The sequence below is a fragment of the Pseudomonas tremae genome, assembly GCF_001401155.1.
Lineage (GTDB): Bacteria > Pseudomonadota > Gammaproteobacteria > Pseudomonadales > Pseudomonadaceae > Aquipseudomonas > Aquipseudomonas tremae.
Genome location: NZ_LJRO01000498.1, coordinates 1 through 329, shown reverse-complemented (window position 1 = coordinate 329; position 329 = coordinate 1). Strand labels below are relative to the sequence as shown.

Below are 329 nucleotides of genomic sequence, written 5' to 3'. Positions count from 1 at the left end.
ATCGCCCGGAGAAAGAGTTGAAGGGCTTTACCAAGGTTTACCTGAAGCCAGGCGAAAGCAAAACCGTCACGATTGCACTGGACTCGCGTTCTTTCGCTTATTACTCACCCGATTCGGTGAGCTGGAACGTCGACCCTGGCAAGTTCAAGGTCCTGGTGGGCAAGGACTCGGAAAACCTGGCACTCGACCGCACGGTAGTAGCGCTTTATCCGGAGCAACTGACCACACGAGATTCAAACCCCCTTCCAGTCCCCCTGCGCAAGGCAGTACAAGTCAAGGCAGAGCAGGCTTACTAAGCAACAGCCATTCTGAGTAGCGGTAATCGGTGG

Annotated in this window: 1 protein-coding gene; it reads left to right on the top strand. The window is 54.7% G+C overall.

What is annotated here, in order from left to right; genetic code table 11:
• The coding region (locus tag ALO43_RS27425; protein ID WP_174518524.1) for a fibronectin type III-like domain-contianing protein at positions 1–296 on the top strand (296 nt) is incomplete at its 5' end.
• Positions 297–329 lie beyond the last annotated feature (33 nt).